Raw genomic sequence first — 24,145 nt, 5'->3', positions numbered from 1 at the left:
GACTTCCAACAAATCCTTGAACAAAAGTCGATTGTAGCAGCTAATTGTACACTCGAACTATTTTACAGGTATACATATATCACAATAATCATTTTCAGTCATCTCACTAATGTATCTTTCTAATATCGGCCTATTATCAATCTGATAGCCAATGTTATGCAAAGCAGGGAAGATTTCAGCCCACGCTTTTTGAATATCCTCTGTTGTGTGTTTGACTCTGTAAATAAAATAATCCCCTCCGGAAAGCTCACCTTCACAAATGGAATCATCAATTTGAACATCCTCTGAAATTACAATACAAGCATCATATCTACAAATTTCTGGAAGTGTTGTTTCTGGATTATCTAGCGAAATTCCAAATATAATTCCCGATGTGTAAAGATTTTTCTCCTTGGCCCAATTTTTCAACTTCTCCATTGCTTGAATATTAGCAGGACCATATGGACCAACTTGTCGCACATATGCAATGCGAGATTGTGGCAGAGTTTCTACGGTATGATTCATAGTCATCTTCTCCCTTATCAGTAAATTGTTACTACAAATTGAATACTATTATGATATAAAAATATAATCAATTACTTTTTTTGGAAAATGCTTAATGTCCATATTTCTTCTCATATTCTGTTGGCGACATGCCATTGTGACGTTTGAACAGCTTCGAGAAATAGAGGGCGTCGTTAAAACCAACTGCATGAGCAACTTGTTTCACTGGAATATGCTGAGCAAGCAATAACTGAGCTTGTTCTAGTCTCACCTTAATAAGATAAGCTAATGGTGATATGCCTATTGTCTGTCTGAACAATTTACAGAGATGGCTACGGTGGTATCCGACGCGCTCGGCAAGCTCTTCAATGGTAATTGGCTGTGGATAATGAAAATCGATATAAGCAATTGCTTCTTCAATTTGTCGTTGCGAAATTTTTTTATGATCGAATTGGCGTAGTTGGAAAGGTGCATTGGCCTGGCAATACTTAGCCAATAACAATTGGAAATAACCACTAGCTTCAAGCGAAGAATAGTTTTCATTAGAAGCGAGCAGTGAAATAATGCGTTCAAAGAACGGAAAGATTTCCTCAGTAGCTAAAGCTTGAACGACAGGATAATTAATTGAGATGCGACTACGCTGCAAAATGTATTTGAAGCGGTTACCTTTGAATCCAATCCAGCAATATTTCCATGGTTCATGTTTATGAGCGGTATATTGCACAGACTCCCCTGGAAAAATAAAAAAACTATCGCCACTAGATAAAGAGTAGGTATTTCCTCCAACCTTCAACTCACCTTTACCCGCTATAACATAATGGACTATATAGTACGGATGAATTAATGGACCCATATTGTGCAAGGCATTCGTCTGAGCTTGTCCAGCAAAAAGTATATCGTCAATCTGAGGATCGAAGCTTGTATGAATTCCAAATAACTCGATCGTTTCACTCATCGATAGCACCCCACATTTGTATTGTTATCTCCTTACGAGATTCAGACTCTAATATATTTGATGAAAAATAAAAAAACTACAAATGTCCATATAACGATTCGAAAAATCTATATGCGTTATTACAATTAATAGATATATTATAAAGGAAGAATGCTTATAACAACAGCTAATTTACAATTTGAAAGGTAGGTAATTATCCATGTCTAAAATTACTTTTCTCGGTGCGGGAAGCACAATATTTGCAAGAAATGTACTAGGTGATGTCATGTTAACTCCTGCATTACAAGGCTTTGAATTGGCGTTATTCGATATTGATCCAACTCGTTTGAAAGAATCCGAAATTATATTGAAAAACATCTGTGAAACGGCAGGTAGTTCATGCCGCATTGTAGCGTATTCTAATCGTAAAGAAGCATTGAAGGGTGCATCTTATATTGTTAATGCGATTCAAGTAGGCGGCTACGACCCATGTACAATTACAGACTTTGAAATTCCGAAGAAATATGGTCTTCGTCAAACGATTGCGGATACGATTGGCATCGGCGGCTTGTTCAGAAATCTGCGTACCATTCCAGTGATGATGGATTTTGCAAGAGATATTAATGAGGTTTGTCCAGATGCATTGTTCTTAAACTATACTAATCCAATGGCAGTATTAACGAATGTGATGACTACACAAGGCGGAGTTAACACAGTAGGTCTTTGCCATAGTGTACAAGTATGTGTACAAGATTTGCTGAAGCATTTGGAAATAGACAATAGCGGCATTAAATCTAAAATAGCTGGAATTAATCATATGGCGTGGCTGCTAGAAATAACGAAGGATGGTCAAGATATTTATCCGGAAATAAAGCGACTTGCTAGATTGAAACAAGAAGAAAAACATCATGATATGGTACGTTATGAACTGATGGACAAGTTTGGTTACTACATTACGGAATCAAGTGAACATAATGCTGAATATCATCCTTACTTTATTAAGTCGCAATACCCTGAGCTAATTGAGCGCTTCAATATTCCATTGGATGAATATCCTCGACGTTGCATCGGTCAGATTAATGAGTGGAAGCAGAAGCGGGATGAGATTATGAATGATGCTCATCTAGAACATTCTCGCACACATGAATACGGATCCTATATTATGGAAGCAATTGAGACGAATATTCCTATCAAAATTGGTGGAAACGTCATGAACACGGGGCTAATTACGAATTTACCGAGAGAAGCTTGTGTAGAAGTACCATGTCTAGTTGATGCGAATGGCGTTCAACCAACATTTATTGGTGATCTTCCTCCACAGCTTGCTGCATTGAACCGTACGAATATTAACACACAATTATTAACGATTGAAGCAGCGATTACTGGCAAGAGGGAACATATTTATCACGCAGCTTTACTTGATCCTCATACGTCTGCGGAATTGTCGATGGATCATATTGTTGCGCTATGTGATGATTTGATCGAAGCACATGGTAGCTGGTTACCGACGTATAAGTAAGTTTGAATTTGAAGTTCAGTTAATATACACAACAAACTCTTTGGAGTAGATTAATATAGCAAATTGAAGACACCTCTAAATATACGATTAGCATATCGCTTCGTATTACTTGGAGGTGTCTTTACCTGTGTGCAATAAGTTTGAATCTATATAGAGCAGAATGTTATTCTATAAACAGAAATGTACAATCTACGAGACCAATTATAAAAAGGGGATGAATGACGATGGAGCTGAATTTCAATGAGAATCAGATCAAGCTATGGGTCGCAAGAAACGTTCAATCATTAGGATTAGACGGCTCAAAGTTTGATGTTCGTTATATTTATAATCCAGGCGGTTTTGTTAATCAGTCCTACCGTGTATCTGATGGCGAAACAACTATACATATTAAACTAGCACGAACTGAAAAAGCCTACCGTCTCAAGCAGTGGGCATCAATAAGCGAGCATTTGTCTACACAATATAAGGCTCCTAGATTGATAGGAGAGATAACAGAGGAAATAATAGAGGGCTACACTTATGGTTTAGTGTTTCAATTTATTGAAGGGAAATCATTAAGTTCCATTTCTAATTCAAAACCAATCGTTGAGAATGTATTGCATTCACTACATCAATTACATATAGATAAACAGATTCAACAAATGATTCGAACCGATGAGCAAAACAATGTACAAGAGTTTGAGCAAAACGATATACAAGACGTTGTAGAAGACAATGTGCAAGTCTACTCTTATGCAGATGCATTCACAGAGGAATATATCACTCGATTCCAAGAAGATCTAGATATCATTAGATCTCAGCAACATTTGCTTGATTTCGTGACATCAGATTCAATCACTTGGTTCGAGAATGAAGTAGAAGCATTAGAACAACTAGTACGTTCTGCACCTTCATTTCAGCATAAAGCTTCAGATATCGTTCATAACGATATTAATTGGGAGAATGTATTAGTAGACAATAATAATAATTGTTGGATTATTGATTGGGATGACTTAACGGTAAGCGGTGATGCTGCAATGGATTATTCCGTCCTATTATGGCCGAAATATAATAAGAAAGAGTGGTCATATTGGAGCGAATTAGTTTTAACGTTGGCAGGTAGCGAACTTTGCGAAAGGTTACAATACTATTTCCGTGCAAAACTATTGGATGATGTCATTGATGTACTTGCTGACTACATTGAAGTAGAGGAAATACCTGAACTGAAAGAAATAACTCAAAAGCGGGCTAAAGAGATTCATCTGCGTGCCTACTCAGAGTATATGAGCCTTTACGCGGGATAACCACTATGTGAGCTTCATCTGATACGAGCAAGGATTACTGGACATCGAATATGAAAGCTAATAATCATTGAAAGTACGGTTTAAGATACATCGAATGTGAAAGCTAATTGTATCGCTTCGTCTTGGGGTTGATCATCATACGTAACTGTTGCTGTAGCCACCCAAAGTCCAGACATCACAGGAATTCCTTCGCCGTGGTAGATACCGTGCTCATCAGGTGTCATCGTAAATTGGATCGTACCACAATCCATCGTCAACATATTAAGATTAACCGTAACTTTAGTATGTGATGGCAGCGAATTATCGGTATTTAGTTGATCCAATCTGTTTAGATCTGCTTCTGAATCCGAATTTGTACCTACATTTGAACCTGGCAGTAGCTGTAATGTGAACGGACTATTAGTGAGAGCAACAGCGTTATCATGATCTATTTCAAATTGTAATGTCCCAATTGATGTTGCACTGGTTGCGGTTAGTTTCAGGAGTGATTGATCTCGTACAGTAGTCCCTTGTGCCACAATATAGCTATACCCTACACCGAATAATAGTACGAGTATGAGCAAGGTGAATAGTCTGGTTTTCCATTTGGTCACAAGATTTCCTCCCATAATTTGCGTTTTTTCTTTTATATCATCTATGGAGATGAACAGCGGCGTAGGCAGTACTAATTTATAATTCGTTCGTTACATAACTCTTGTTGAGACAATATTGTAACTAATATGTTATATGTAGAGATGCTTGCTCTTTATGCATAGGTGACATCATATAGTAATATCGTGTATAGTAAGACAGTAAACTAATTGAATAGCGTGTACTTAGGTTCTATTCTGCATATCGCATGATAGATGAAAAGGGAAGCTGGTGAAATTCCAGCGCGGACCCGCCACTGTAAGAATGGATATACGTTGTATATCAAAGTAATATTAAATGTCACTGGATAACAATAATCTGGGAAGACAATATTACAATTCATTCAAGTCAGGAGACCTGCCTAAGGAAATACAAGCATATTCCTACGTGGACTTAGGAGGTGTTGGATAAACTTAAACTTTATGAACTTATCGTTTAAGTAACGGCGTCTCCAACATCGGAGGACGCTTTATTGTGTTGCACATGTATATGAAATTAAATAAAGAAAAAGGGGATTGGAACAATGCTATCGAATTTCAAGAAAGCTATACAAGGTAATAAGGTTTTACTAATTATGATGCTAGCTATGATGTTGGCACTTACTGCATGTGGCGGTAATAATGGAGTAAACGGTAACAATCAGAATCAAGGAGCTACGAATCAAAATCAAACTATCGTTGAAGATACAACGGGTACTGGGGCTTCTGCATCTGTCTATCCGATGACAGTGACTGATGCAAGCAATACAGAAGTAACGCTTACAGAAAGTCCTAAAGCAATCGTGTCAATCGTACCAAGTGAAACAGAAATTTTATTTGCAATCGGTTTGGGTAATAAAGTTGTAGGTGTGGATGGGTATAGTAATTATCCAGAAGAAACAGCTGAGATTGAAAAAGTAGGAGATTCCACTACTAATATAGAAGCAGTAATGGCGCTGGAACCAGATATCGTGATCGCTTCATCTAGTATGAATAGTGAAGCGATCACGAAGTTACGCGAGCTAGGTATTGTCGTGTACGCATCCGATCCATTAACTTACGATGAAGTAATTGCTCATACGAATGAACTAGGAGTATTATTAGATGCACAGGCTCAAGCTGGTGAAGTTGCAGCTGAGATGAATAAGGTGAAAGACGACATTGTGGCGAAAGTAGCGAATGTTGATGCTCGTAAAGTTTACTTAGAGTTTGACGTTGGATACACTGTTGGTTCTGGCACATTTTTAGATGATCTTGTAACGATTGCAGGTGGTATTAATGTAGCTAATAGCCAACCAAGTTGGTATGAGGTTAATGCTGAGGCGGTTATTATTGAAAATCCAGCAGTTATTATTTATCCTGATTTTGGAGAGGAGCAAAGCTCTATTCTAGCAAGTATTCAGGCGCGCCCAGGTTGGGATGCGATTGATGCTGTGAAAAATAATGAAGTGGTTAAAGTTACTAATGATCCGCTAGTTCGTGTAGGTCCGCGCCTAGCGCAAGGATTATCTGAAATTGCAGCTGCCATTCATCCCGAGCTATTTCAATAAATATGAATAAAAAACTAATTGGATATGGAGGAGCAGCAATGCTCCTTCTTTTAATAACGATCATTACAGCGATATCCCTCGGCTCATCAGGCATCACATTAGCTGATGTGTGGGGGATATTGTGGCATTCACTGCCTTTTAATGATGATGCTCAAGCTTACTATTCGAAAGGTGAAATAGCAATCGTAACGCAAGTTAGGCTTTCCCGTGTACTACTTGCAGCTTTAGTAGGAGCTTGCTTAGCATTAGCGGGCGTTGGTTTCCAAGGTGTACTTCGTAACCCATTAGCTGATCCCTATACATTAGGTGTTGCTTCCGGAAGTTCTGTAGGTGCAGCATTTATTATATTAATGGGTTATCAGATGCTACTAGGTCTATGGACGATCCCACTGATTGCTTTTTGCACAGGGATTGTCACATTGTTCGGAGTCATTGCATTAGCCAAATCTCAAGGATCGATGCAAATTCAGACACTTGTGCTTGCTGGAGTTATTATTCAATCTTTTCTAGGTTCATTTGTATCATTAATGGTATCGATGTCAAACGGCGTCGTGAATGAAATATTGTTCTGGATTATGGGTTCAATTTCTATGAAAAGTTGGGAACATGTCTATATGCTCTTCCCATTTTTAATTATTGCAGTGCCGATTCTTATGTACTTTGGTCAAATATTGAATTTACTAGCACTTGGCGAACGCGAAGCTGCTTATATGGGCGTCAATGTTGAGCGTAGTAAAATTATCGTACTTATTGTTTGCACATTGTTAACAGCTGCGGCTGTATCTGTGTCTGGCGTCATAGGTTTTGTTGGACTTGTTGTGCCTCATCTCATAAGATTGATAGTAGGTCCAGATTATCGTATTCTTATCCCATTATCAGCTATCGGCGGTGGAATCTATATGATCATGGCAGATACGATCGCTAGATTAGCGCTAAGTCCGAAGGAATTGCCACTGGGTGTTATTACGGCATTAATTGGCGCCCCAATCTTCGCTTACTTACTAACAAAGAAAAACCGTAAGGAAGGCGGTGTTCAATCCTTATGATTGAAGCACAGTCATTAAGCTATCGGTATGACTCGATTGATATTTTTCGGGATTTGAACTTTTCCTTCGAAATGAATCGCTTTTATGGCATTATTGGTCCTAATGGAGCGGGTAAATCAACATTACTTCAACTGCTAGCTGGAGTAAGAAAGCCAACAAGCGGTTCTGTACTGTTTCAAGAGCAACCTATTCATCGTCTCCCACGTAAAATGATAGCTCAGAAGGTTGCTGTGTTACAACAAGGGGGTCTGCCGCCGCTTGGTTTTAGGGTGCGTGAAGTCATTGAGATGGGGCGATTTCCTTATCAGAGTTGGCTCGGTGGTGAAAAGACTAATATAGATGGTATTATTAATGAAGCGATACAATTAACGGGGTTAACTAATCTAGTTCATCGTAAATTAGATCAATTAAGCGGTGGTGAACGTCAGCGAGTCGCTTTAGCCAAATTAATTGTACAGCAACCGGAAATTATTTTATTAGATGAGCCAACAACGTATCTAGATATTGGCTATCAGCAAATTATTATGGATGTAGTGAAAAGCTGGCAGCAACAAAAACAATTGTTAGTTATCGCCGTTATGCATGATCTGAATGTATCTGCATTGTACTGCGATCAATTACTAGCTTTGCATAATGGGCAAATCATCGCTTCAGGGACACCGGAGCAAGTACTTACTGCAGATAGAATGAAAGAAATGTATAATGCATCTACTGTTATCATTCAACATCCAGTCAACCAATCACCACAGTTATTGTTATCGTAAACTAAAGGAGAATGATTATTTATGGAAAAGTGGACAGAACAACAATTACAACAATACATTTCGCGTATTCAGTTACCTGAAGAACAATTTGCTCAGCAAGCAAGAGAACATTCTGATCAATTAACGAAACCTCCTGGAAGTCTAGGAAAGCTTGAAGTTATTACGGCACAATTAGCGGCTATAACTGGAAAACTATGGCCAGATCTTAGTAAACGCACGGTCATCATTATGGCTGGTGATCATGGCGTATGCGACGAAGGAATTAGTGCATTTCCACAATCGGTAACCCCGCAAATGGTTCTTAATTTCTTAAGTGGTGGAGCTGCCGTTAATGTACTGGCAAGAGGCGCTCATGCTGATGTTGTCTGTGTAGATATTGGCGTAGCAGCTGATCTTGAACATCCTCAATTACGTTCTCACAAAATTAGGTACGGCACAGCAAACATGGCAATAGGTGCAGCGATGTCGCGTGAGGAAGCAATTCAAGCTATTCAAGTAGGAATCGAAGTAGTAGAAGAGCAATATGGACAAGGTGTCCGCATGTTTGCTACTGGTGAGATGGGAATTGGTAATACGACGGCAAGTGCTGCGATTGTAAGTGTATTAGCTAAGTTAGATGCAACTGCAGCAGCAGGTAGAGGGACAGGTATTAATGATGCGATGCTTCAGCAAAAAATTAATATTATTGAACGTTCAATCGTAGTGAATGCACCTAATGAGGATGATCCGCTTGATGTATTAGCTAAAATTGGTGGTCTAGAAATTGCAGGACTAGTTGGTGTAATGATCGGAGCAGCTAGAAATCGTTGCCCAGTTATTATTGATGGATATATTTCAACGGCCGCTGCGTTAATTGCTGCTAAGTTAAGTGCAAATGCAGCTCGATATATGATTGCTTCACATCAATCGCAAGAGCAAGGTCATGTACATGCGCTAGCTTCGATTGGTCTACAACCGATGATTCAATTAGATTTACGTGTGGGTGAAGGAACGGGTGCAGTATTATGTTTCCACTTCATCGATGCTGCATTAAGTTTGATGCAAGAAATGGCGACCTTTGCAAGTGCTGGTATTGATGGTCGAGAGGAGTAAGTAGATGATTACACTCGTTACCGGCGGCGCCCGTAGTGGCAAAAGTCATTTCGCGGAAAAGTTTGCAAGTTCGCTAGCAACACATGGCATCTATATTGCAACTGCGCAAGCATTTGACCAAGAGATGAATGAGCGGATCGCATTACATCGCAAACAACGGGACGATGAGACTTTTCAATGGGTAACATGGGAAGCGCCATTACAACTTACACAATGTCTTGAAAGTATTCGTAATCATATGTTAGATCGAGAAGCCTTTGAAGAACCAGTCCTATTAATTGATTGTATGACATTATGGTTAAGTAATTGGTTTATGGAGTTAGATGTGGAACATTCGGGAACTGATAAGTTGCTTGAAGTGATCAATACATTTCTGCAATATTTGCAACAGTATCCATACTCGGTCGTTATCGTTAGTAATGAGGTCGGGAGTGGTATTGTACCGATGAACAAGCTAAGTAGAGTGTATCGCGATGAAGCAGGTCGTCTTAATCAGCGTATTGCTATGTTAGCAGATAAAGTGTTTCTTGTTACAGCTGGCATTCCGCTTGAATTGAAGTCACTCGCTTTCAAGCTGGAGGGACAGTGATGTGGTATAGTTTGCAAGAATGGCTGCTTATTATCGTTGCAGCGATTCTAATCGATTGGGTAATTGGAGATCCGAAATGGCCAACTCACCCCGTTATTTGGATGGGACGATGGATTAGTTGGCTACAAGGGAAGTTGTATCAAGCGGAGCGAAGCTATAGTGATCGCTCACTACTATATCGAGGAATGATCCTTACAGTAAGTACGATTGTACTTGTTGGAGTCCTGATGGTCAGCATCCATGCACTGACCTATGCTATTCATCCATGGCTATCCTATATTGTCTCGGCCTGGTTGCTATCGACAACGATTGCTGTTAAAGGGTTGAAGGATGCTGGTAATCTAGTTTACGAACCATTAATTAGTGGAGATATGGATAGCGCTCGCCGTTATGTTGGCTATATTGTTAGTCGTGACAGTGAAGTAATGGATGAGGGCGATATGACGAGGGCTACAGTGGAAACGATTGCCGAAAATATTGTAGATGCATTCGTCTCACCAATATTTTGGGCGTTTATTGGTGGTGCACCACTGGCGATGGTCTATCGCGCAACGAATACACTTGATTCTATGGTTGGTTACCGTAATGAAAAGTATGAATATTACGGAAAGTGTTCGGCTCGGTTAGATGATATACTTAATTATATTCCGGCGAGATTGACTGGCTTCATTATTGTGATGATCGCATGGTTGCATCCAAAGCTTGATGGACGTAAAAGCTATCAAGCTTTGTTCACTTTTGCCAAGCGACATCCTAGTCCTAACAGTGGCATTCCCGAATCAGCAGTTGCGGGAGCACTTCATATTGAATTAGGAGGACGCAATCGTTACTTTGGCGAGTGGCATGAACGCGCTCGACTAGGATGGCCGCTGCAACCATTACAGGCGCTTCATATTAAGATGAGTATTAACGTATTAAACGGTGTACGGATTTGGATTTTAATAGGGGTGAGCGCAGCATGGATAATGATGACCGTCAACAAATAAAACAGTATATATATGGATGTGTAGCAGCAATTCAGTTTTTAACGATATTGCCTATTCGTATGCATATTGAGTTTGAAAAAAACATTCTACATAAAAGTGTGATCTTTTTCCCTGTTGTAGGTGTATTACTAGGATTAATCATTAGTTTATTTGGCTGGGGTGTTAGCTATGCGGTACCGGCTAATCTCGGAGCGTTATTACTCGTTATTGTGTGGATTGTACTAACTGGCGGTTTACATCTAGATGGACTGATGGATAGCACGGATGGATTATTAAGTCGGAGAAACAAGGATCAAATGCTTGATATTATGAAGGATAGTAGAGTAGGAGCTTTTGGTGTTATTAGCGCGATTGTAATTATAGCGCTGAAATGGTCAGCGCTAGCCTATTTGCTACAAGAAGTTGCTACTAAGCAAATATCTATCGCTTGGTTAGTATTAATTATTGTAGGCACAGCGATGTGGAGTAGATGGTGGATGGTTATTGCAGTTTCGAGCTGGAAGCCAGCGCGAAGTAATGGGCTAGCATCGATGTTTCATGGAATAAGGCGCCAATATGTAAGTGCAGCAACGACGACTACTTTATTTATATATTTAATGTCATTAATGATTTATGCCATTAACGTTCCGCTAAATAACGATTTTTTCTGGTTAGCACTGCTTATTCCGATGTTATCGGCAATCGTTGGCTGGGTTGCAGCGAAATGGATGAAAGCCAAATTAGGTGGGTTAACCGGGGATACTTATGGTGCGATGACAGAGTTGATTGAAGCAGTGACTCTTGTAATCGCCGTCATGTTTATCCACACTGTCCTATAAGAGGTAGTTCAAAAAGCGGACTTTGATAACGAAGTAACACGCAGGAGCTTACTCGACATCGAATATGAAACGAACTTGGAAAGTACGGTTCGCGTGTACCAACCACGTACACTTGCGCTTCCGCCTTTCTCAAGTAGCGCTTCATCTTCTCGATTCTGAAAGCCCGCTTTTTGAACCTTTATTGGAATTGGAAGTTCAAAAAGCGGACTTTGATAACGATGATTGGCTTCGTTGCGTATTCGACATCAAATATAAATGTTTCGCTTTTGCTTCGGATGGGAATAATGAGAGGAGGAATATAATTGCTTGAAAGATATGGACATGGCGGTGATTTGCGTTCTGCCACTGAATTATATGGTATGGAAGAAGATCGCTTATTAGACTTCAGCTCCAATATGAATCCATTAGGTCCGCCACAAGTTGTAGCGGAAATATTATCGCAATATATGCAGCATATTACAAAGTATCCTGACCCAGCGAGTCGTCAGTTAAGAGAAACGATAGCGAGTAGGCACCAGATTCATTCGGAAGAGGTACTGGTAGGTAATGGTGCAGCGGAATTAATCGATCTTATTGTTCGTTATTACGAACCGAAAACTGCGGCAATTGTCGCGCCTTCTTTTATTGAATACGAGCAAGCGCTACAAAAAGCTGGCTGTGAAATTACATATATTGAAAGTAACGCAGAAGATGGATTTACGCCTAATGAACAACAGATAGACGAACTTATTAAGCAACAATCTATCGAGCTCTATATGCTCGGACATCCGAATAATCCTACGGGGCAATTGCTTCGTGAACAGACGGTGACTAATCTTCTGCAATCAGGGGCAATTGTTGTGCTAGATGAAGCATTTCTAGATTTTCATCAAGACGAGGATGAGCTTAGCTGGATATCAAACATTGATACGTACAGTAATCTCTTTGTTATTCGGTCGATGACGAAATTTTATTCGATCCCAGGAATACGACTTGGTTATATCGTCGGCCCCGCTCATTCGCTACAAGAAATGAAGCATATGCAGTATCCATGGAGCGTAAATTCATTAGCGCAATTTATTGGGCATGCTGTGTTGCAAGAGCATTCATTTGCTAGTCAAACAAAGGCGTGGTTAATTGAGGAAGCGCAGTGGATGTATGATCAGCTTCAGGGACTACAGCTAAAGCCTTTTCGCACAGTAACCAATTATATATTAGTTGATCTTTCTTATGGCTATAATATAACAGCTGCAGCTTTGCAACATCTAATGGGTATGCAAGGTGTATTAATTCGTGATGCGAGTACATTTAGAGGATTAGGGGCGTCATATATAAGATTGGCAATAAAGTCACGCCAGCAAAACATCGAATGTCTACGTGTATTAGCAGCTAATCTAGCATCGTATAGAAAGGATGCTGGTGATGAATTGCAATGAAAATGGAAGTGAGCAAGCGCGATATTCGATCACGCAGCCATTTCAATCTGAGATCACCCCGTTTACTTCACAGTTTCAGCAGCATCTGTCTATAAGATATCGTCATCATTATATTGTGATCGAAAGTAACCTGCCTTTAAAAGTAATAAGTAGCGCTGTATGGAACGGTGGTATAAGCACTGCACAGGCGTTTATTAATTATCGAGTGCCACTTCATTATGAAAGTAATGACCCAATCCATGACATGGTTGAGCTTATTACTAAGGAACAGCTTGCGGAAAATAAAACCGTTGGTCTAATGACAGCGGCGAACTTATGTGACGCAGTTATCGGAGAGTGCCACCATGAGGACTATAGTTTACTTGTACTCGTTACATCGGGTACATCTAATGCGGCGCGAGCCGGGCAGCCTCGTCAGACGTATCCGGCATATCATGCAGGAACGATTAACATATTTGTTATGATCGATGGGAGATTGAGTGAAGCGGCGATTATTAATAGTCTAATAACAGCGACAGAAGCCAAATGCGCGGCCCTTGCCGATTATGGCATAACAGAGCAAAGTAATGGACTTATTGCAACAGGAACAACGACGGATGCAATGGTCATCGCTTCAACGCAACGAGAATGTTATATTCACGAGCATTTGTACGCAGGAACGGCGACAGAATTAGGCTGCCAGCTTGCAGAGCTTGTATATCAAGCAGTATACAAGGCTGTTTCATCGCAACATGAGTAATTACAATATCCACCTCCAGTACGGCTTTCGGGAAAGTGAAGCGTATTGAGCAGATAATGGAAAGCATGTGGAGGCTAACAATGCATAAAAAATGGGTAGCGCTTATTTGTAGTACTTGTATTCTAGCTTGTACGGCATTTGATACAGAAGTTGATTCAACTCCTGTTGCGAAGTTTGCTGTCGATAAGGAAACGTATCATATTGGTGAAACGATTACGTATACGAATTTAAGCTACGATCCAGATTCAGAGTCTGTTTTCTTATCATGGACTGGGAAGCAAGAGGCTTTCTTTGAAGCGGGAACGCATGAAGTATCACTCGTTGCAACTGACAAAAATGGTAATGTAAGTGAAGCGTATACTAAGGAAATCGAAGTAACTGATCGCGTTATGTTTACTGAATTCGAATATGGTGTATATTTTGCGGAAGCGGGCTCTTATATTAAAGCGTCAGATTCCGTATTCAATTCGCAACTGTTACAAATCCCCCAATCCGCCCACAAAACGACATACGATACTACTCGTAAGCTACTTGTAAGTGATAGCCCCGAAAATATTAGAACATCAGGGATATTATATCAAGATCATATTAATGGGAAAGCACGTCTTTATGCGAACCATGTTAATAAATCAGGTGGAAATATTCAGTTGGCTATATTAGCGACGAATAATGGATCTGAGCCAGTTATATTGGCAACGAAGAATGTCGGTGAAGTACTCCCATCGAAATATGCGATGCTACTTGGTAGTGAAACTGCTATCGATTTCTTAATGAACAACGAGACTACAGAAGAATTCGTCGTTCAACCAGGAGAGACGATCATCTACCGTCAGTTCCCAACACTTTTTCCGGAGTATGGCATTAATGCGATATTTGATGTGGAAGCGACGGGGCAATTACAAATGACATTTGCAGCAGATACAGCAGCAAGTACGAATATGCTTTCACTTTCGAAATTAGCATATGAAGGGCATGTTAGAGGGACATTTGAGGCTTCTGCTATTCATCGGGAATTGAATATGTCAAAAGTAGGCACTAAGAAATTACAAAGACTTGTTATCGGTGATGGTAATGCCGATCCATTCGTTAATGGATACGATGTGCAGCGTGATGTAGCGACGAAGCTATCGGGCAATTATGGCGCAGTTTACCATATAACGATACATAATCCTCATAATATGGCCGTACTATTAATGGCTAGAGGAGGTTCCTTCAAAGGAGCGTTCAAAATGAATGGACAATTTGTACGAGTTCCAATATCTGGTGTGTTAGCACCAATGGATGGGTTCGTATCACTTGGACAAACATCGAAGAAAGACAAGAAATTGACGATTGAATTTATTCCTCCAGCAGGATCTTCATTCCCGCTGCAGCTTATCTTCTATCCGTTAGATGCAAGAATAGATCTGATGAAGTAGGTTGATTGGAAATTAATATCCAGATAATAGAAAGTAAGAAGTAATTCTGCGGTCTTCTATTCCTGGAGCATAGAGGGGCTCTTGCCCAATCACTACATCTGTTACGAACGATCCATTCTCATCAATATAAAGCTTATACACTCGATCACCTACAGTGGCAGAGGAAGCATATTCAGCATTATAGCTTTCTATAATATTGAATTTATCACCTTCAAATATGCCAATACATTGTGAATGGTTATCAATCTCTTGATGAGTGGAGCAGTGAATCTCGTTATTGCTCAGGAAGTTCCAATGATCAGATATACGAATAACACCTTCAGGCTTGTATCCCCAGTCCACTTCCTTATTATAGAAGCTTTTGCTATAAGGAGACTTGAACACTTTCTTGAAATTCTGATTAATAAAGTCACATAACGCATAGATTGCTTCCTTGTTTGCGTTTCTCACAGATCATCAACCTCCTTTTATGTTGTATAGTAGAGTATACCGTAATACTAACGATAAACATAATGATACGAATGGTGAGTCGGGCGATATTCATTACAGAGCAAGCTATAAGCTAGTGAATTTCAATTTAGGTGCAAAGTGGGGATGGACTGTAGTAGAATATATACTAGACTAAAAAAATAGCACAGAATTGAGATCGATGAGGGAGACGATTGCATGGAGCCTTTATATTGGGTGATAGGTTATGTACTGTTTCTAAATGTGTATCTGTATTGGATAATGGGTAAGGATAAAGAAAGTGCACGTCGCAATACAGCTCGTATTCCTGAACGTCATATTTTTATATTTAGCGCATTAGGCGGAGCAGTAGGCACTTATATGGCGATGTATCATTTCCGTCATAAAACAAAACATCGTAGCTTTAAGATTGGTATTCCAGCTATTATTATCATTCAGAGTATACTTGTTATATTACTAGTAGGAGCGTTGAATTAATGGACTTTCGTATGAACTACTTATCATTTTTCGTTATCCAATCGGAAAGTGAAAAGGGCTCGGTAGGTAGCTACAAAGCATTCAAGCATTATCAAACGATGGATGGTGAAGAGTACGCAGATAGCGCATTGAAATCATTTCTCGATGAAGAATTTGTGAAAATTGTTAAGCGTAAAGTCGAGCGTCATCCTAACACTCCCAATGCTCCAACTAAAGTGGGGATGTTTATGGTGGAACCAGGCTATGAGCTAGGCAGCAATGGGAATTATAATTTGTTTCAACGTATTCGTGAAGCAGGCGATAAGGAACGATTTCATAGCTTAAGCGATGAATTAGTACGCGTCTATATGGATACTTCAGCTGTTCGCGGTGGTGCATTTATCGTTGCACTTTGCACGTTGAATATGCTCTTTGACGAGCCTTTTCTGTTCATTTTAAAATGTGACTTTGAGCCGAAAATTGCACGAATCTCGGATGAGAGAAGCTTAATTGCGCAAGTAGAGATGGCATTTAGTGCGCGGAGTATTAAGTCAATTCAATATCCTCATATGGAGCAAGACGGCATTCTCGAGCGATGGGAACTGAAAATCCATCAAGCATCACATGCAAGGTACTTTGAAGATTTTCTGAAGTATGTAAGCTATGAAAAGCCGATACCAGAAGTTGTTAGTGAGCAAGTGGTTGAAATGGTTCATCAGTATATTGAGGAAAAATGGCAGGACACGGAAAGTAGTGAACGGTCGCAGGAAGAAAATGCAGTAGAGGTATGGGCTGCTAGTGAGAAGCGGGAGTTGCAGGAATGGTGGACACCGCAGCAAGTGGAGGAAGCCAATTATTCGCTTATCCAACAGAAGGAAGACTTAACGATGGCTTTTAAAGTAGGTAATGTGTCTATTAAAGGGCTATTAGCAGATTATGGGGTAACGGTACATATCGCCAAACATAATGATCGTTACGTAGCGGTCATTGAAGGTGATGCACTGCAATTTGAGAAAGGGATGTCTCCTGTTGAACTGCTAGCACCTCCGCCCTTGGAAGACATAATGGAGATCATTGGTACGAAAGTAAAGGATACAGCCAATGAGACTGATTCATCGGATGAAAACGTTCAGTCGGTGGAATCAACTGACGATATACCGTACTAGTAATGCATAATAACTCATCTCTAAGGAGAATCTATCTCGGTATATAGTACGCGAGGGGAGCTCTGCAGAGATGATTTTGAACTTAATTGTATTTCTTGTGTTATTAATACTAACGGCTTTTTTCGTTGCGACGGAATTTTCTATTATACGGGTTAGGCCTAGCCGAGTTCAGCAAATGGTCGCGGAAAACATTAAAAATGCAAAAGCAGTAGAAATCGTAACGAAGGAGCTTGATGGCTATCTTTCCGCATGCCAGCTTGGTATTACGATTACTGCATTAGGGCTCGGTTGGTTAGGTGAACCAACTGTAGCAAAGCTACTTCATCCCTTGTTTGTTCAATTGCCATTATCTACTGAGATTAGTGATATTATTACTTTTATAATCGCCTTTCTGTTTGTAACATTTCTCCATGTCGTATTTGGTGAACTTGCACCGAAAAGTGTTGCCATCATTAAATCAGAAGCAATGGCGTTGAAGCTTGCACCGCCAATTATTTGGTTTCATAAGATTGCATACCCATTTATATGGGTGCTCAATGGTTCGGCCAATGCGCTAGTGAAGCTGATGGGCTATTCATTAATGAACGAAACAGAAGCTCACAGTGAGGAAGAGATACGTCTAATATTGAATGATAGCTATGAGAATGGCAAAATCAATAAAAGTGAATTAGGGTTTATGACCAACATTTTTGATTTTGATGATACTTTGGCACGAGATATAATGGTGCCACGAACAGATATGGTATGTATTTTTGTAGAAAACAGCAGAGAAGACAATGTGGATACCATTATGAGTGAACGATATACGCGCTTTCCTGTCGCTCAAGGCGATAAAGATAATATTATCGGATTGCTTAATACAAAAGTATTTTTATTTCAGCATATTACAAACGTAGAAGAGCAACCTAATATTATGGACATGATGCAAAATGTGTTGTCAGTACCCGATACGATAGCTATTCGTAAGCTGTTGACCATAATGCAACGTGAACAAATTCATATGGCAATTTTACTTGATGAATACGGCGGTACATCAGGATTAATTACAATTGAAGACATTATCGAAGAAATCGTGGGGGAAATACGCGATGAGTTCGATACAGATGAACGAGAAGAAATAGATCGCATCGATGAACGGCGCTTTCTTGTTGAAGGTCGCGCACTAATTACTGATGTGAATGAGATGACAGGCTTGGATTTGGATGTTGGTGAAACGCATACGATTGGAGGCTGGTTGTATCAATTGCAACCAGATCTAGATGAAAATATAGAATGGGAATATGCCGATGCCACTTTTATTATTCGTGAGCGAGATGAAAATCGCATTCGCAGTATAGAAATTATTGTTGAGGCACAAGAACCAGAAATGTCTGGACTCGGTCATGCATAGAATAGTAATGTACAAGCAGAAGGTTTGTACAGATTCTCATTCTAAAGTCGAGAAGGAGTGTGTCTAGGTGTTGGATTTAATCAAAGCAATGATTATGGGTATTGTGGAGGGGCTGACAGAGTTTTTACCGGTTTCCTCTACAGGCCATTTGATTTTAGTTGGTCATTTGTTAGGATTCGAAGGTGAGCGTGCTAAGACGTTTGAAGTAGTTATTCAATTTGGTGCAGTACTAGCAGTGCTCGTATTATATTTCAAAACATTTATGAAAGTATTACAATTCAAATTAAATCAAGGGTTGAACTTCATACATATATTAATTGCTATGTTACCTGCAAGCATGATTGGTTTGCTACTACATTCTGTAATTAAACAATATTTGTTCGGACCATCTACTGTATTGATCGGTCTAGTGCTTGGTGGTATTCTGATGATTGTCGCAGAAAGAAGCAAGCGAGAGGTGACGGCTGAAGAAATAGATGATATTAGCTACAAACAAGCGTTCATCATCGGTTGTTTTCAAATATTAGCGTTATGGCCAGGATTTTCACGTTCTGGATCTACAATCTCAGGTGGTATCTTAGCGGGTACAAGTCAAAAAGCAGCTGCTGAATTTACGTTTATTGTATCAGTACCGATTATGGGGGCAGCGAGCTTACTTGATCTTATAGACAATCGTGCTGGATTAACATCGACTGATCTGCCATTATTCCTTGTAGGATTATGTGCTTCGTTCATCGTTGGGATGTTGGCAGTGGTAACCTTCGTTAATTTGATGAAAAAGCTAAAATTATCATGGTTTGCCTACTATCGTTTCGTACTGGCAGCAGTATTTGCAATTATTATTTTATAAGTTCGTGATAACAAGAGGGACAATCACTACGTCTATTATATAGTCGTAGCGGATTGTCCCTCTTTTTGTATACCTGTCCACAAAATATCAATCATTTGTTCTACAAGTTGTTCGATAGGAATTTTTTGCTGCTTTAGATTAAGATGGTTTTTCATCGTCAATAATGCTACAAAGGTATGTGCAAGTATGATAGGTGAGTGGTGATTTGATATTTCACGACTATCGATTGCATTTTGGAAAGCATTATGGACAACATCATGTAATTTTTTTTCAGATTTTCGAATAGTAATAGTCTGTTCATCAGATAATTCAGCAGTGGCATCTCTCATCATAGATTCAAAATCAAGATTGGTATTACTCATTTGACGAATGGCAATTTTTATTAATTTGTCTTTCAAAGTAATTTGTTCAGTTAATATTTTGGCTGTTGCTTGATGTGCGATGGTCATAACCGCAACAAGACATTCTGTAAATAGTTCTGATTTATTATTAAAGTAGTAATAGACACTAGCCTTCGTAATTCCACATGATTTCGCAACGGATTCTAATGATACTTTTTCATATCCGACCTCCATAAATAAAAAAGCACCAGTTCTTAAAATGCTCATTTTCGTAGGTGATTGTTCAACTTTAGGTCTACCTGGTTTACGCTTTGGTATAGAGTTAGGTTGGTTTGTGTTCATACCGAGCTTCCCTTCATCAAAAATTCATAAAATAATATATTGATTTATTTACTAACTAGTATATATAATTAATTAACCGAATGGTATAGTAAATTAATTGTTAAATGCGAAATGGAGGAAGAATTTATGATTCAACGTATTGCAGCTTGCTTTACAGGCAAGATCAGCAAGTGGGTTACAGTGCTAGTATGGATATTACTTGCGCTAATCTTAACCTTAACATTACCTAGTGTAGGGGACAAGGTACAAAATAATGCTGCTAACTTACCGAGTGATGCGCAGTCTGTGCAAGCAGCTCAAGTTATTCAAGAGTTTTTTCCAAATTCAACAGGCGTACCTGCCTTATTAGTATGGCATCGTGACACGGGATTAACCGAAGAAGATTTCTCTATTGTACGTAATTTATCTGAGGAATTAACGAATAACCCGTTACCTGCACAAGAAGCAATTATTCCATTGCATTTGGGCATTCCAATTGAAGTATTAACGTCAGAAGATGGTAGTACTCTTATCTTACCGATTACATTTACTGGTGAGACTGAGACTGACGTGTTGAAAGAAAATCTTATTCAGTTGAGAGAATACATTAATGAACAAGCTGGAGCAGATATATTTGAAGCTGATATTACAAATGGATTGTCAGCACGATTTACAGGTCCAGTAGGGATTTCTGTAGATGCGACAGATCTATTCTTGAATGCGGACATTATATTGCTAATCGCAACAGTGTTGCTCGTGCTAGTTCTATTATTACTTATTTATCGCTCTCCGATACTGGCACTCATTCCATTAGTTGGAGTAGGCTTTGCTTACCTTGTAACAAGTCCGATACTGGGCTGGTTAGCTGGAAATGGTTGGATCACGGTAGATTCACAAGCGATAAGTATTATGACTGTGCTATTGTTTGGTGCAGGAACGGATTATTGTCTGTTTTTAATTACTCGCTATCGTGATGATTTGCGACATGAGAAAAATCCAAGAACGGCATTAATTCACGCGTTTCAAAATGCGTCTGGTGCGATTGCAATGAGTGGATTTACTGTAGTGATTGCATTACTTGCGTTGTTATTCGCTCAATACGGCTCATCTCACCGTTTTGCAATTCCATTCTCGCTCTCAATCTTAATTATGGGAATCGCAAGCTTAACACTTGTTCCAGCTATATTAGCCATTCTAGGTCGAGTGTCATTCTTCCCATTCATTCCTCGTACTGAAGAAATGGAACAAGAAAGAGCAATTAAACGCAATAAACCAGTGAAAAAACTAAAAACTCAACATAGACTATGGGGTAAGATCGGTACATTTGTTACTGAAAAACCTTGGTTAGTTATTTCTATTACAATGATCGTGTTAATTGTATTTGCTCTATTCTCGACACAAACGAAATATAAATATGATCTATTATCTTCGTTCCCTGATGATATGGAATCAAGAGAAGGATTTACAATTATCGGGCAGACGTATACTCCAGGTGAACTTGCACCAATTACAGTCATTGTGAAGGATAATACTGATGTAAATGACATTGTAAATAAAGTTGCAACTCATGAACTGGTTAACAATGTTACAGAAGCTGTTATCAGTGAAGTAGATTCGACATATAGCTCATTTGAAGTTGTGCTCGATATTGATCCTTACTCTACCGAGGCAATGGCTTATATTCCTGTATTAGAAGAGCAGTTAACTGCGGAGTTAGGTAACGCAGAAAGCTTCTGGATCGCAGGTCAGACAGCAGGTCAATATGATAACAAACAAATTAATGCACGAGATAATAGCGTTGTTATGCCAATTGTCATATTGTTAATTGTTATCTTGCTATTAGCTTACCTTCGTTCCATCATTGCCACAATATATCTCGTTGTTACGGTTCTAGTTTCATTCCTAGCAGCACTTGGACTTGGGTGGATTATACTTCACTATGGTCTTGGTGTGGATGCGATACAAGCTGCTATTCCGTTATACGCATTTGTATTCTTAATTGCTCTAGGTGAAGATTATAATATCTTTATGATCTCGGGCATTTGGAAAAAAGCGAAAACAATGCCATTGAAGCAAGCCGTTAAAGAAGGGGTAGCAGAGACGGGGGAAGTTATTTCATCAGCTGGATTAATTCTAGCTGGCACATTCTTTGTCCTAACTCAAGTTCCGATTACAATATTACTGCAGTTCGGAGTCATTACTGCGATTGGTGTATTGCTTGATACATTTATCGTTCGGCCGTTTCTTGTCCCAGCGCTGACGGTGGTGTGTGGGAAGTGGGCATTCTGGCCAAGCAAGAGGTAGTTCAGACTCCCGACTTGCGAAAGCCAGCATTTTGAACCTTTATTGTAACATTTTTCCTCCTAATACCGTTCTATCTATTAGATAACGATATTAGGGGGATTTTTTATGCGAATTAATATGAATTCCATTGGTAAAGTTTCGATCGTCTTTTTATTGTTGGTTAGTATGCTAATGCTCGGTGAGCGTAAAGCTACCTATGCTTGCGATTGTGACATACCGGGAAATTTTACGGAAGGGCTTGAGAAGTACGACGTCGTTTTCGAGGGTGTAGTTATCGGTACGAATAAGAACATGGATACACAAGCTATTATAAGCTCAGCCGAGCCAGTTGAATGGACATTTCAAGTAAATGGTGCATGGAAGGGCGAGGTTACTGAAGAAATTGTGGTTGTGTCTAAGTCACATTCTGTAAGCTGCGGCTATGAATTCGAGTTAGGTAAGCGCTATGCAGTATTTGCAACAAGTAACATTGACAATATTAGTGTCTCTTCATGTAGTGGAACTAGAGTAATTGCAGACAACTCCAAAATATTCGATGAACTGGGCGAGTATACGGTTACGCTCACAACGGTTACAGATAAGGTAGAATCACCCCATGCTGAGGGAACAACTCAAATAGATCAACCCGAAAACAACGGAACAACATCAACAAATACTATTGATAAAGCTAACACTATTGAGAAAGCAAACCAACCGGGTATCAATACATTCGTTATTGTATTGATTGTGGTTACACTATGTAGTGTACTAGTCGGACTATTAATTCTCAGAAAAATCAGGAAATAATATACGAAGTGCAGATCAAAAAAAATAGCTTTATTGCTTCGACCATAGCTGATCATGTGATAAGTAGGAGATGGAGGACATGAACAAGAAACGAAGACAAGCTGTACATCTGTTTGTAATTGTTGTATTACTGTTAAGTGGAGTCATAGTTGGTGAACAAAAATATGCCTATGCATGTAGCTGTGCTATGGGCTCAGGAAGTTTTGAAGATGAGCTAGCAAATAGTGATTATGTATTTGACGGTGTAGTTACGAACATGATAGGAGAAAGTTCGATATCAGAAACGCAAAGTAGCGCTTATCCAGTAGAATGGAAGTTCCAAGTGAATGGTTCTTGGAAGGGTGAAGTTACTGAAGCAATGACGGTTTATTCAGCCGCATCTACTATTAGTTGTGGGTATGAATTTAACAAAGGAACGCGTTACGCAGTTTTTGCAAGAAATATCGACGATACCATTGAGGTCTCCTATTGTAGTAAAACTTCGATGATAACTGCTAACTCTACTATTTTCAGCGAATTAGGACCATATAAAGATGAATTTGGTGTGCCATCTATAGGTGATCTCGCAGATGATATCGGGATATTTCCCAATTCATCCGACGAGCATAATTCGAACGTATTCCATGAACGGGAAGCGTATGCGGTTGCGATACAAACAACTACTGAGCAGATAGATCCCGCTTATACGGACGGAATATCACAAATAAATACTATTGAAAAAGTTAACCAAATTGGTATTATTACATTTGTGATTGTAATTGTTTTATTACTTGTGCTTGCTGGAATGCTAATGTACAGAAAAAACAGGAAATAGTATAA

24 protein-coding genes and 1 riboswitch are annotated in these 24,145 nt (G+C 39.4%); of the genes, 19 read left to right on the top strand and 5 right to left on the bottom strand.

Annotated features, from left to right (window positions below):
- Nucleotides 1-57: 57 nt before the first annotated feature.
- Nucleotides 58-504, bottom strand: coding sequence for an AraC family transcriptional regulator (locus tag AC1TO5_RS00975; protein WP_482060918.1), 447 nt, complete (start codon nucleotides 502-504; stop codon nucleotides 58-60).
- 91 nt (nucleotides 505-595) lie between these two features.
- Complete coding sequence (locus tag AC1TO5_RS00970; RefSeq protein WP_482060917.1) at nucleotides 596-1,438, bottom strand: AraC family transcriptional regulator; 843 nt, start codon at nucleotides 1,436-1,438, stop codon at nucleotides 596-598.
- A gap of 199 nt (nucleotides 1,439-1,637) precedes the next feature.
- On the opposite strand from AC1TO5_RS00970, the gene melA reads away from it, so the two are divergent.
- On the top strand, nucleotides 1,638-2,936 hold the full coding sequence (melA, locus tag AC1TO5_RS00965) for an alpha-galactosidase (protein WP_482060916.1): 1,299 nt from the start codon (nucleotides 1,638-1,640) through the stop codon (nucleotides 2,934-2,936).
- A gap of 224 nt (nucleotides 2,937-3,160) precedes the next feature.
- Nucleotides 3,161-4,219, top strand: a complete 1,059-nt coding sequence (locus AC1TO5_RS00960) for a phosphotransferase (protein ID WP_482060915.1) — start codon at nucleotides 3,161-3,163, stop codon at nucleotides 4,217-4,219.
- An 80-nt stretch (nucleotides 4,220-4,299) separates the two neighbouring features.
- On the opposite strand, the gene AC1TO5_RS00955 is transcribed toward AC1TO5_RS00960, so the two are convergent.
- Nucleotides 4,300-4,812 carry a hypothetical protein gene (locus AC1TO5_RS00955; RefSeq protein ID WP_482060914.1) on the bottom strand — a complete coding sequence of 171 codons (513 nt, stop codon included), beginning with the start codon at nucleotides 4,810-4,812 and terminating at the stop codon, nucleotides 4,300-4,302.
- 207 nt (nucleotides 4,813-5,019) lie between these two features.
- Nucleotides 5,020-5,228, top strand: a riboswitch (cobalamin riboswitch).
- Between the two features lie 144 nt (nucleotides 5,229-5,372).
- Here AC1TO5_RS00955 and AC1TO5_RS00950 point away from each other — a divergent pair.
- From AC1TO5_RS00950 to AC1TO5_RS00905, 10 genes are all read left to right on the top strand, one after another.
- A complete protein-coding gene (locus tag AC1TO5_RS00950) occupies nucleotides 5,373-6,377 on the top strand; it encodes an ABC transporter substrate-binding protein (RefSeq protein WP_482060913.1) in 1,005 nt (334 codons plus the stop codon).
- 38 nt (nucleotides 6,378-6,415) lie between these two features.
- Entirely contained in the window at nucleotides 6,416-7,423 is a 1,008-nt protein-coding gene (locus AC1TO5_RS00945) for a FecCD family ABC transporter permease (protein WP_482060912.1), read from the top strand.
- Entirely contained in the window at nucleotides 7,420-8,187 is a 768-nt protein-coding gene (locus AC1TO5_RS00940) for an ABC transporter ATP-binding protein (protein ID WP_482060911.1), read from the top strand. Before AC1TO5_RS00945 ends, AC1TO5_RS00940 begins: the two co-directional genes overlap by 4 nt.
- Before the next feature lie 21 nt (nucleotides 8,188-8,208).
- Nucleotides 8,209-9,279 carry a nicotinate-nucleotide--dimethylbenzimidazole phosphoribosyltransferase gene (cobT, locus tag AC1TO5_RS00935; protein ID WP_482060910.1) on the top strand — a complete coding sequence of 357 codons (1,071 nt, stop codon included), beginning with the start codon at nucleotides 8,209-8,211 and terminating at the stop codon, nucleotides 9,277-9,279.
- 4 nt (nucleotides 9,280-9,283) lie between these two features.
- Entirely contained in the window at nucleotides 9,284-9,868 is a 585-nt protein-coding gene (cobU, locus tag AC1TO5_RS00930) for a bifunctional adenosylcobinamide kinase/adenosylcobinamide-phosphate guanylyltransferase (RefSeq protein ID WP_482060909.1), read from the top strand.
- A complete protein-coding gene (cbiB, locus tag AC1TO5_RS00925; RefSeq protein WP_482060908.1) occupies nucleotides 9,868-10,854 on the top strand; it encodes an adenosylcobinamide-phosphate synthase CbiB in 987 nt (328 codons plus the stop codon). The genes cobU and cbiB overlap by 1 nt, the downstream gene beginning before the upstream one ends.
- A complete protein-coding gene (cobS, locus tag AC1TO5_RS00920; RefSeq protein WP_482060907.1) occupies nucleotides 10,827-11,672 on the top strand; it encodes an adenosylcobinamide-GDP ribazoletransferase in 846 nt (281 codons plus the stop codon). The genes cbiB and cobS overlap by 28 nt, the downstream gene beginning before the upstream one ends.
- Nucleotides 11,673-11,974: 302 nt before the next feature.
- A complete protein-coding gene (gene cobD, locus AC1TO5_RS00915) occupies nucleotides 11,975-13,087 on the top strand; it encodes a threonine-phosphate decarboxylase CobD (protein ID WP_482060906.1) in 1,113 nt (370 codons plus the stop codon).
- Nucleotides 13,074-13,826, top strand: coding sequence for an adenosylcobinamide amidohydrolase (locus AC1TO5_RS00910; RefSeq protein WP_482060905.1), 753 nt, complete (start codon nucleotides 13,074-13,076; stop codon nucleotides 13,824-13,826). Before cobD ends, AC1TO5_RS00910 begins: the two co-directional genes overlap by 14 nt.
- A gap of 80 nt (nucleotides 13,827-13,906) precedes the next feature.
- Entirely contained in the window at nucleotides 13,907-15,244 is a 1,338-nt protein-coding gene (locus AC1TO5_RS00905) for a copper amine oxidase N-terminal domain-containing protein (protein WP_482060904.1), read from the top strand.
- 12 nt (nucleotides 15,245-15,256) lie between these two features.
- Here AC1TO5_RS00905 and AC1TO5_RS00900 read toward each other — a convergent pair whose 3' ends face one another.
- Nucleotides 15,257-15,694, bottom strand: a complete 438-nt coding sequence (locus tag AC1TO5_RS00900) for a hypothetical protein (protein ID WP_482060903.1) — start codon at nucleotides 15,692-15,694, stop codon at nucleotides 15,257-15,259.
- Between the two features lie 216 nt (nucleotides 15,695-15,910).
- On the opposite strand from AC1TO5_RS00900, the gene AC1TO5_RS00895 reads away from it, so the two are divergent.
- The 4 genes from AC1TO5_RS00895 (at nucleotide 15,911) to AC1TO5_RS00880 (ending at nucleotide 19,574) form a co-directional block, all read left to right on the top strand.
- Nucleotides 15,911-16,189, top strand: coding sequence for a DUF1294 domain-containing protein (locus tag AC1TO5_RS00895; RefSeq protein WP_482060902.1), 279 nt, complete (start codon nucleotides 15,911-15,913; stop codon nucleotides 16,187-16,189).
- A complete protein-coding gene (locus AC1TO5_RS00890; RefSeq protein WP_482060901.1) occupies nucleotides 16,189-17,334 on the top strand; it encodes a DUF3900 domain-containing protein in 1,146 nt (381 codons plus the stop codon). The genes AC1TO5_RS00895 and AC1TO5_RS00890 overlap by 1 nt, the downstream gene beginning before the upstream one ends.
- Nucleotides 17,335-17,404: 70 nt before the next feature.
- Nucleotides 17,405-18,724 (top strand): hemolysin family protein, encoded by a 1,320-nt coding sequence (locus tag AC1TO5_RS00885; RefSeq protein WP_482060900.1) that lies wholly within the window; start codon nucleotides 17,405-17,407, stop codon nucleotides 18,722-18,724.
- Nucleotides 18,725-18,791: 67 nt separating this feature from the next.
- Nucleotides 18,792-19,574, top strand: coding sequence for an undecaprenyl-diphosphate phosphatase (locus tag AC1TO5_RS00880; RefSeq protein WP_482060899.1), 783 nt, complete (start codon nucleotides 18,792-18,794; stop codon nucleotides 19,572-19,574).
- 35 nt (nucleotides 19,575-19,609) lie between these two features.
- Here the strand turns inward: AC1TO5_RS00880 and AC1TO5_RS00875 are convergent, their stop codons facing one another.
- Nucleotides 19,610-20,257 carry a TetR/AcrR family transcriptional regulator gene (locus tag AC1TO5_RS00875; RefSeq protein ID WP_482060898.1) on the bottom strand — a complete coding sequence of 216 codons (648 nt, stop codon included), beginning with the start codon at nucleotides 20,255-20,257 and terminating at the stop codon, nucleotides 19,610-19,612.
- Nucleotides 20,258-20,383: 126 nt separating this feature from the next.
- On the opposite strand from AC1TO5_RS00875, the gene AC1TO5_RS00870 reads away from it, so the two are divergent.
- From AC1TO5_RS00870 to AC1TO5_RS00860, 3 genes are all read left to right on the top strand, one after another.
- Nucleotides 20,384-22,540 (top strand): MMPL family transporter, encoded by a 2,157-nt coding sequence (locus AC1TO5_RS00870; protein WP_482060897.1) that lies wholly within the window; start codon nucleotides 20,384-20,386, stop codon nucleotides 22,538-22,540.
- Nucleotides 22,541-22,645: 105 nt separating this feature from the next.
- Nucleotides 22,646-23,326, top strand: coding sequence for a hypothetical protein (locus tag AC1TO5_RS00865; RefSeq protein WP_482060896.1), 681 nt, complete (start codon nucleotides 22,646-22,648; stop codon nucleotides 23,324-23,326).
- A 79-nt stretch (nucleotides 23,327-23,405) separates the two neighbouring features.
- Complete coding sequence (locus AC1TO5_RS00860) at nucleotides 23,406-24,140, top strand: hypothetical protein (RefSeq protein ID WP_482060895.1); 735 nt, start codon at nucleotides 23,406-23,408, stop codon at nucleotides 24,138-24,140.
- The last annotated feature ends 5 nt before the right edge of the window (nucleotides 24,141-24,145 follow it).

The organism is Paenibacillus sp. Y930 (genome assembly GCF_056786375.1).
The sequence above is the reverse complement of the archived record's forward strand: the minus strand, read 5'-3'. Positions and strand labels throughout refer to the sequence as shown.

Coding starts and splice junctions, on each gene's coding strand:
- AC1TO5_RS00940 (WP_482060911.1), top strand. CDS start 7,420: ATGATTGAAGCACAGTCATTAAGCTATCGGTATGACTCGATTGATATT.
- AC1TO5_RS00865 (WP_482060896.1), top strand. CDS start 22,646: ATGCGAATTAATATGAATTCCATTGGTAAAGTTTCGATCGTCTTTTTA.
- AC1TO5_RS00945 (WP_482060912.1), top strand. CDS start 6,416: ATGCTCCTTCTTTTAATAACGATCATTACAGCGATATCCCTCGGCTCA.
- AC1TO5_RS00890 (WP_482060901.1), top strand. CDS start 16,189: ATGGACTTTCGTATGAACTACTTATCATTTTTCGTTATCCAATCGGAA.
- AC1TO5_RS00895 (WP_482060902.1), top strand. CDS start 15,911: ATGGAGCCTTTATATTGGGTGATAGGTTATGTACTGTTTCTAAATGTG.
- AC1TO5_RS00950 (WP_482060913.1), top strand. CDS start 5,373: ATGCTATCGAATTTCAAGAAAGCTATACAAGGTAATAAGGTTTTACTA.
- AC1TO5_RS00960 (WP_482060915.1), top strand. CDS start 3,161: ATGGAGCTGAATTTCAATGAGAATCAGATCAAGCTATGGGTCGCAAGA.
- cobT (WP_482060910.1), top strand. CDS start 8,209: ATGGAAAAGTGGACAGAACAACAATTACAACAATACATTTCGCGTATT.
- AC1TO5_RS00975 (WP_482060918.1), bottom strand. CDS start 504: ATGAATCATACCGTAGAAACTCTGCCACAATCTCGCATTGCATATGTG.
- AC1TO5_RS00870 (WP_482060897.1), top strand. CDS start 20,384: ATGATTCAACGTATTGCAGCTTGCTTTACAGGCAAGATCAGCAAGTGG.
- AC1TO5_RS00875 (WP_482060898.1), bottom strand. CDS start 20,257: ATGAACACAAACCAACCTAACTCTATACCAAAGCGTAAACCAGGTAGA.
- melA (WP_482060916.1), top strand. CDS start 1,638: ATGTCTAAAATTACTTTTCTCGGTGCGGGAAGCACAATATTTGCAAGA.
- cbiB (WP_482060908.1), top strand. CDS start 9,868: ATGTGGTATAGTTTGCAAGAATGGCTGCTTATTATCGTTGCAGCGATT.
- cobS (WP_482060907.1), top strand. CDS start 10,827: ATGGATAATGATGACCGTCAACAAATAAAACAGTATATATATGGATGT.
- cobU (WP_482060909.1), top strand. CDS start 9,284: ATGATTACACTCGTTACCGGCGGCGCCCGTAGTGGCAAAAGTCATTTC.
- AC1TO5_RS00910 (WP_482060905.1), top strand. CDS start 13,074: ATGAATTGCAATGAAAATGGAAGTGAGCAAGCGCGATATTCGATCACG.
- AC1TO5_RS00860 (WP_482060895.1), top strand. CDS start 23,406: ATGAACAAGAAACGAAGACAAGCTGTACATCTGTTTGTAATTGTTGTA.
- AC1TO5_RS00905 (WP_482060904.1), top strand. CDS start 13,907: ATGCATAAAAAATGGGTAGCGCTTATTTGTAGTACTTGTATTCTAGCT.
- AC1TO5_RS00970 (WP_482060917.1), bottom strand. CDS start 1,438: ATGAGTGAAACGATCGAGTTATTTGGAATTCATACAAGCTTCGATCCT.
- AC1TO5_RS00885 (WP_482060900.1), top strand. CDS start 17,405: ATGATTTTGAACTTAATTGTATTTCTTGTGTTATTAATACTAACGGCT.